We start from the raw sequence: 7456 nt of genomic DNA, 5'->3' as shown, positions 1-7456 counted from the left end.
CATCAAATTGTACATAATGGTATTTCTTTAGTACCAGAAGGACGTCAAATTCTTCAAGATATGAGCGTTTATGAAAATCTTGAAATGGGTGCTTATATACGTAATGATAATGAGATTGAAGCGGATATTAAAAAGGTATTTAAACGCTTCCCAATTCTTGATGAACGTAGTTATCAATTAGGTGGTACATTATCTGGTGGTCAACAACAAATGCTTGCTATTGGTCGTGCTCTTATGGCACGCCCTAAGTTATTGTTATTAGATGAACCATCTATGGGTCTTGCACCATTAGTGGTTAATGAAATTTTTGAAACTATTAAAGAAATTAGTGCAGAAGGTACTACCGTTCTTTTGGTAGAACAAAATGTTCGTCAAGCTTTGAAAATTGCTGATTATGCATACGTATTAGAAACAGGCAAAATGGTATTGTCTGGACCAGCAGATGAAGTACGCCATGATCCTCGTGTTATGGAAGCTTATTTGGGTGGCCGTGTAGAATAATAAATAATATAAACTATAAATTTATTTGGATGTATATATCTGTTAGCTAATGGATATATACATCTATTTTTTTGTAATGATTTAATAAATTAAGCGATTCATCTTTTATATACGTGATCATATTATAATTACAGTGAAAATATGTGTAGAAAAATACACATAATAAATATGTTAATAAATATAGATGTTTTCAGTGGTTTTAGCACTTCATGAAATTTATATAAATAAGATTCATCTTGAATATATAGTAGTTATATTGAAACAATGATAAAATATATGTATAATAATTAATTAAATATTAAATTTATTTAAATATCGGTAGTATATATTTTTATAGAAATAATTTATGTGAGGTGTCTTTATGAAACGGAAATGGATTGCTTTATCTCTTGTTATAGGAACAATAGCAACTACAGGCTTAGCAAAAGATAGTTCACCTGTAGCAATTACAACTAACCTTATGGATACATCAGCTTCAACTGTTAGTTCCGATCAAGTGTATCGATTACGACAAGGAGATGAACTTACAATTGATGTAGTGCAACAAGCGGACTTGGGTGCTAATAAAACATTCACTATTCGACCAGATGGGTATGTATCGTTTCCTATGGTTGGTAATATCAGAGCTGATGGTATGACCGTAGAGGAATTTGCACAAAGCTTATCTAATTCGCTAGCTACTTACATTATAAATCCTGATGTGTCAGTTAATGTTACAAAATTAGGTGGTGTTCGTGTTTATGTATTTGGTGAAATTAATAAACCTGGTGCTTATACATTAACCAAATCAAGTACTGTTATTGATGCCATTGGCGCTGCGGGAAGTTTCAACTGGGATACAGCTAAGAAAAAAATATTCTTAATTCATCAAAATAATCCTACAAAACCTATTGAAATTAATTTAAATAATATTTTGAAAACAGGTGATATGTCACAAAATTATATTATGCGTGAAGGGGATATCTTGTACTTAACTAAAAATAGTAAAATTAATTTTTCGAGAGATATTGCTCCTATTTTGACAGGTGCCTACATGGTATCTCGTATAGGTAAAGACTAATTATAAGCTAGTAGTATCATATGTGATTCCTATAAGGGGGGGCTTTCATTGCGTTCTTATTTATTACCGGGCCTATTACTTATTGTAGACGTTATCACTATCATTGGGGTGGCATTAATTAGTTTACTTATTCGATTTGATGGTTATATAACTCCACAGTATATGCATCAGATTATAGACGCATTACCTATAATGGTTGTTTCCTATATTGTTATGCTATTATCTATGCATTTATATACTCGTATATGGCGTTATGCAGGCATGAGAGAAATGGTTGCCGTATTGATTGCCACAACATTAGGTGCAGGTTTATTTTATACAGGTATGTATGTATTTGATAAATCTTTACCTAGATCTATTTATTTAATTAGTTGGTTACTTAGTACTGGTGTTATTGGAATTGGTAGGATGGCATTACATTATGTTGCGATGCGTTATGGCGGAAAACAAAGTGATGACACTGATAAAATAAATACCTTGATTATTGGTGCTGGGGATGCGGGTGCGACAATTGCTCGTGAGATTGAAAGATACCATAAACGTTCACGTAAAGTAATTGGCTTTGTTGATGATGATGAATCAAAATTTAATCATTTAATGGGTGGTATTCGTATACTTGGTAATCGTCATGATATTCCTAGTATTGTTAACGAAAATAGGGTAGAAGAGATTATTATTGCTATGCCCTCTGTTAGACGTAATGAAATTAGAAACATAATGGAAATTTGTTCACCTCTTAAATGTAAGGTGAATACATTACCTGGTATGTATCAATTATTAGATGATGAGGTACTTGTCTCTCATTTGCATCCTGTATCTATAGAAGATTTATTAGAACGAGATGAGGTTCGCCTCGATATGGATATTGTAGAGCATTATATTCATGATAAGGTCGTTCTTGTAACTGGTGCCGGAGGGTCTATCGGCTCTGAAATTTGTCGACAGATTATGAGAGTGGGGCCGAAAAAGCTTTTATTATTAGGACATGGTGAAAATAGTATATATCTTATTAATCAGGAGTTAAAACACTTATATAAAAATAATAGTATTGTTCCTATTATTGCCGATATTAGAGATCGACAACAGTTGAATCAAATTTTTTCACAATATAAGCCTCAAGTAGTATTTCATGCGGCAGCTCATAAGCATGTACCACTAATGGAGATACAACCGATGGCTGCTGTTTTAAATAATATTTATGGCACAAGAAATGTGGCCGACGTAGCTGGTATTCATGGTGTAGAACGTTTTGTTATGATTTCTACTGATAAAGCTGTAAATCCGACTAGTGTGATGGGTGCCACTAAACGTGTAGCAGAGAAGGTCATCATATCTATGAACGATACATATGATACGAAATATATTACAGTTCGGTTTGGTAATGTACTTGGTAGTCGTGGTTCTGTGATTCCATTATTCAAAAAACAAATTGAAGCTGGTGGTCCAGTGACTGTTACAGATCCAGAAATGACACGTTACTTTATGACTATACCAGAGGCTAGTCAACTTGTATTACAGGCTGGTGCCATGGGTAAAGGGGGAGAAGTATTTTTGCTTGATATGGGGGAACCTGTAAAAATTATTGAATTGGCAAGAAATATGATTCGTCTATCTGGATTGGAACCAGATAAAGATATTCATATTAAGATTACAGGCCTTAGACCTGGTGAGAAGAAATATGAAGAATTACTTACCTCTGAAGAAGGGACTAATCGAACAAACCATACAAAGATTTTTGAAGCTGCATTAGATACAGTTGATCGTGATTGGTTGATGGAAAAAATTGGTTCTTTTGATTCATGTAAAACAGATATGGATGTGATTAGAGTATTACAGGATATTATTCCGACATATACACCTAATCATAATATATAAACGGAAAGAGAGACCGTGGTGTTGTATGCCTATTGAAAGGGGTATTGGGATGGAACAAATTATAGATATAAAAGATATTGCTAAGATTCTTATCAGAAAACGGCGAACTATTATAAATGTTACAGGTATTTGTATTCTTTTAGGTGGTGCGTATCTAGTTGTTACACCATCTACTTATCAATCGACAGCAGTGTTGCGAATTAAACAGACACAGGGTTTAGGAAATTCTGTACTATCTACTGATCCTGGATATTCAGATACGATGGCTCGTCAATTAATGAATACAGATGCGGAGATTTTAAAAAGTCGTAATGTTGTAGAACCAGTTATCAATGAAATTAATGGAGATAGTGGTAAATCACCAACGTACGAAGAGTTTGTTAAAAATCGTATTGAAACGAAACCATATAAAGAAACTCAGTTATTACAAGTGAGTGTCATCGGTAATTCACCTGAAGAAGCACAAGAAGCAAATCAGTTATTAATTGATACATTTTTGAAACGGCTAACAGAATTATCACAAGTTGAACAAAAAGCAACTCGCGAGTTCCTACAAAAAAGAGTAGTAACAGCAAAATCTGAGCTATCTGAAGCAGAACAAAAGTTACAACAGTTTCAAGTAGATAATAAAATTTACTCTACTAATGATCAAATGAAGGGCCTTACTGATAAGATTACTTTAATTGATCGTGAAAAAGCACAAAATAAACTCGATTTGGAAACTGCTCAAGCCGCATTAGGAAGTATTAATGCTGATTTAGGTTCTGCAGGTGCTAGTATTGCTGATAGTTCAACAGTTCAAGCTTATAAATCTCAATTGGCTGATTTAGAAGCTCGTAAGGCTAGTTATGCAGGTAAATATACAGATTCCCATCCTGCAATGAAGGAAGTAAATGATCAGATTACTAAAGCACAAGCTGGTTTGCAGCAGGAAATTAATGCTATTGTTTCACAACAAGCACCATCTAGTAATTCTGCTCAACAAGGTTTATTGGCTGATAAGTTTAAAAACGAAGCTGCATTAGCAGTAGCTCAAAGTAAAGAAGCTGCATTGGCTAACTTGGATAAGGATAACGAAGAGGCTATGAAAGCACTTCCTGAAAAAGAACGGGGCTATATTCAAGCTAAGCGGGATGTAGATGTAGCACAAGATATTTATGAAATGCTTTCCAAACGGTTAGAGGAAGCTAAGGTTGCAGAAGTAATGGTACCGAATGAGGTACAAATCGTCGATGCTCCTACGTTACCAGAAAAATCAATAGCACCACGACGTGTACTTGTTATGGTTGCTAGTGCGATTATCGGTTTAATTTTGGGCTGTTTGTATACATTAGTTCAATCCTTGCGAAATCGTAGAGTACAAACTGCAAAAGATGTTGAAGATATGTTACAGGTGCCAATGTTAGGTGTTATTCCTAATCACAGCAAATTAGTAACAGAAGAGCCTAAGAATAAGCTGTTGCGTTGGTTATATAAGATAAGAGGTTAAGATGGATACGATACGATTAATTTCAAATGAATGTGGTGATACTCCTCTTGTAGAATCATATCGAACATTGCGTAGTAATTTACAATATCGTTGTAATGCAGAGAACAGAAAGGTACTTTGTGTGACATCTACCACGACTGGAGAAGGTGTATCAGAGGTAGCTGCTAATTTAGCTATTTCATTATCTAAAAATAATGATAAGGTTTTGCTCATTGATGGTAATTTGCGAGAACCAGTGCTACATATATTATTTGATGTAACAAATCAAGGATTAACTAATCATATTATTATGGATGAAGACTTGACAATTCATCGTCATGTGATGCCTCATTTAGATTTAATTACTAGTGGAACTGCAGTGGAATCTCCATCGGAGGCTGTTGATTCTCATCGATTATCAACAGTTTTTGAATATATCCGAGATGAGTACGATGTAATCATCGTGGATACACCATCAGTGCTAAGTGTTACTGATGCTTTAGTTATAGCGGAGAAAACAGATGGTGTACTATTTGTTGTAAAAGGTAATTATGTACAGCATGATGATATGGCTTTAGCTAAACAACGATTAGAACAAATTGGAGTACCTATTATCGGATCAGTCTTTATTGATATGGAATAAATGGAAAGTATAGGTGAAAGCTATGAAAATTAATTTCTCTCCTCCAGATATTACAGAATTAGAAATTAATGAGGTGGTAGAAGCATTAAAAAGTGGTTGGATTACGACTGGACCACGAACTAAGGAGTTAGAACGACGTATTGCCATCTATTTAGGCACGCCAAAGGCTGTGTGTTTAAATTCAGCGACTGCAGCTCTAGAAATGATTCTGCGCATATTAGGTATTGGACCAGGTGATGAAGTTATAACTAGTGCTTACTCCTATACGGCTAGTGCAAGTCCCGTAGTTCATGTAGGGGCAAAGCTGGTATTAGTTGATACTGCTCCTGATTCTTATGAAATGGATTATGATAAGGTAGCTGCTGCTATAACAGATAAGACAAAGGCAATTATTCCTGTCGATATCGGTGGCGTACCTTGTAATTATGATCGTTTATTTACCATTGTAAATAATGCTAAATTTTTGTTTACACCAAGCAATGATATACAACGTGCGTTGGGGAGAATTCCAATTGTTGCAGACTGTGCTCATTCATTTGGAGCAACCTATAAAGGGCGGCATACAGGAGATATAGCTGATTTTAGTAGTTTTTCCTTTCATGCAGTAAAAAATTTTACTACTGCTGAGGGCGGTTGTGCTACGTGGAAAGCTATACCTGGCATTGATGATGAAGTTTTGTATAAACAATTCCAATTGCTATCTCTTCATGGTCAGGATAAAGATGCGCTGGCCAAAACTAAGATGGGGGCCTGGGAATATGATATTAAAGGTACCTATTATAAATGTAATATGACAGATATTATGGCGGCTATTGGGTTAGCGCAATTAGAACGATATCCTAGCTTGCTAGAACGGCGTAAAGATATTATTAATCGATATAATAAAGCCTTCGAAGATAGTCCAGTATCTGTAGTATCTCATTATACGGATGAGCATACGAGTAGTGGCCATTTATATTTAGTCCGTATCAATGATGCAACCTTAGAACAACGAAATGAATTAATTGAACGAATGGCTGAAAAAGGTGTTGCTACAAACGTGCACTATAAGCCGATTCCAATGCATACTGCCTATAAGAATTTGGGCTTTTCTATCGACGATTATCCCAATGCGTACAATCAATTTAAGAATGAAATAACATTGCCACTTCATACTAATTTAACAGATGAAGAGGTGGAATATGTCATCGCTACCTTTAAAGAATGTTTAGGTGCATTATGATTTGGAAAGCATGGCATGATTTGCCCAATGATATGCGCTGTGAATCAGTTCGTCCTTATTATGAAATCTTAGCATCTAAGCGCAGTGATTTACTAATTAAGTTTATATTTGATCGCTTAATGGCAATCATTCTACTATTTGCTTTAAGCCCTATCTTTCTAGTGTTAGCAGTATGGATAAAGGTTGATAGTGACGGACCTGTATTCTTTAGACAAGAACGGGTTACTCAGTATGGTAAAACTTTTAAAATTTATAAGTTTAGAACTATGGTACAAAATGCAGAACAGATTGGTGCTCAGGTTACATCTAAAGGTGATATGCGTGTCACGACCGTGGGGAAAGCTCTACGTAAGTGCCGGCTTGATGAATTGCCTCAATTAATCAATATATTGGAAGGTACTATGAGTTTTGTAGGTACTCGTCCAGAAGTTCCTAAATATGTGGCATCTTATACAGATGAAATGAAAGCAACGTTATTACTTCCTGCAGGTGTAACGAGTATAGCTAGCATTCAGTATAAGGATGAGGATACTTTATTAGACGCAGCAGATGATGTGGATAAATGTTATGTTCAGAATGTTTTACCTGCAAAAATGGAGTGGAATTTACGTAGTATTGTAGAATTTTCATTTTTTAGAGAGTTGAAAGTTATGGTGGAAACGGTATTGGCCGTTATACGTTAGAAAG

Annotated in this window: 7 protein-coding genes; all 7 read left to right on the top strand. The window is 35.0% G+C overall.

What is annotated here, in order from left to right:
• Positions 1-501, top strand: a 501-nt coding sequence (locus tag Q0E20_RS05685; RefSeq protein ID WP_295997533.1) for an ABC transporter ATP-binding protein, incomplete at its 5' end; no start/stop codon positions are given.
• A 361-nt stretch (positions 502-862) separates the two neighbouring features.
• Entirely contained in the window at positions 863-1561 is a 699-nt protein-coding gene (locus Q0E20_RS05680; RefSeq protein ID WP_295997530.1) for a polysaccharide biosynthesis/export family protein, read from the top strand.
• 48 nt (positions 1562-1609) lie between these two features.
• On the top strand, positions 1610-3436 hold the full coding sequence (locus tag Q0E20_RS05675) for a nucleoside-diphosphate sugar epimerase/dehydratase (RefSeq protein ID WP_295997526.1): 1827 nt from the start codon (positions 1610-1612) through the stop codon (positions 3434-3436).
• 49 nt (positions 3437-3485) lie between these two features.
• Positions 3486-4925: a GNVR domain-containing protein gene (locus Q0E20_RS05670; protein ID WP_295997524.1), complete on the top strand. Its 1440-nt coding sequence runs from the start codon at positions 3486-3488 to the stop codon at positions 4923-4925.
• Between the two features lies 1 nt (position 4926).
• Positions 4927-5547, top strand: a complete 621-nt coding sequence (locus Q0E20_RS05665) for a CpsD/CapB family tyrosine-protein kinase (protein ID WP_295997521.1) — start codon at positions 4927-4929, stop codon at positions 5545-5547.
• Between the two features lie 22 nt (positions 5548-5569).
• Positions 5570-6769 (top strand): DegT/DnrJ/EryC1/StrS aminotransferase family protein, encoded by a 1200-nt coding sequence (locus Q0E20_RS05660; protein WP_295997518.1) that lies wholly within the window; start codon positions 5570-5572, stop codon positions 6767-6769.
• Complete coding sequence (locus tag Q0E20_RS05655) at positions 6766-7452, top strand: sugar transferase (RefSeq protein WP_295997514.1); 687 nt, start codon at positions 6766-6768, stop codon at positions 7450-7452. The genes Q0E20_RS05660 and Q0E20_RS05655 overlap by 4 nt, the downstream gene beginning before the upstream one ends.
• Positions 7453-7456 lie beyond the last annotated feature (4 nt).

It is taken from the genome of uncultured Veillonella sp. (assembly GCF_934230905.1).
Classification (GTDB): Bacteria; Bacillota; Negativicutes; order Veillonellales; family Veillonellaceae; genus Veillonella.
The sequence above is the reverse complement of the archived record's forward strand: the minus strand, read 5'-3'. Positions and strand labels throughout refer to the sequence as shown.

What these genes read in the sequence shown, in the direction of transcription:
- Q0E20_RS05680 (WP_295997530.1), top strand. Translation starts at nt 863, where the DNA reads ATGAAACGGAAATGGATTGCTTTATCTCTTGTTATAGGAACAATAGCA.
- Q0E20_RS05670 (WP_295997524.1), top strand. Translation starts at nt 3,486, where the DNA reads ATGGAACAAATTATAGATATAAAAGATATTGCTAAGATTCTTATCAGA.
- Q0E20_RS05665 (WP_295997521.1), top strand. Translation starts at nt 4,927, where the DNA reads ATGGATACGATACGATTAATTTCAAATGAATGTGGTGATACTCCTCTT.
- Q0E20_RS05660 (WP_295997518.1), top strand. Translation starts at nt 5,570, where the DNA reads ATGAAAATTAATTTCTCTCCTCCAGATATTACAGAATTAGAAATTAAT.
- Q0E20_RS05655 (WP_295997514.1), top strand. Translation starts at nt 6,766, where the DNA reads ATGATTTGGAAAGCATGGCATGATTTGCCCAATGATATGCGCTGTGAA.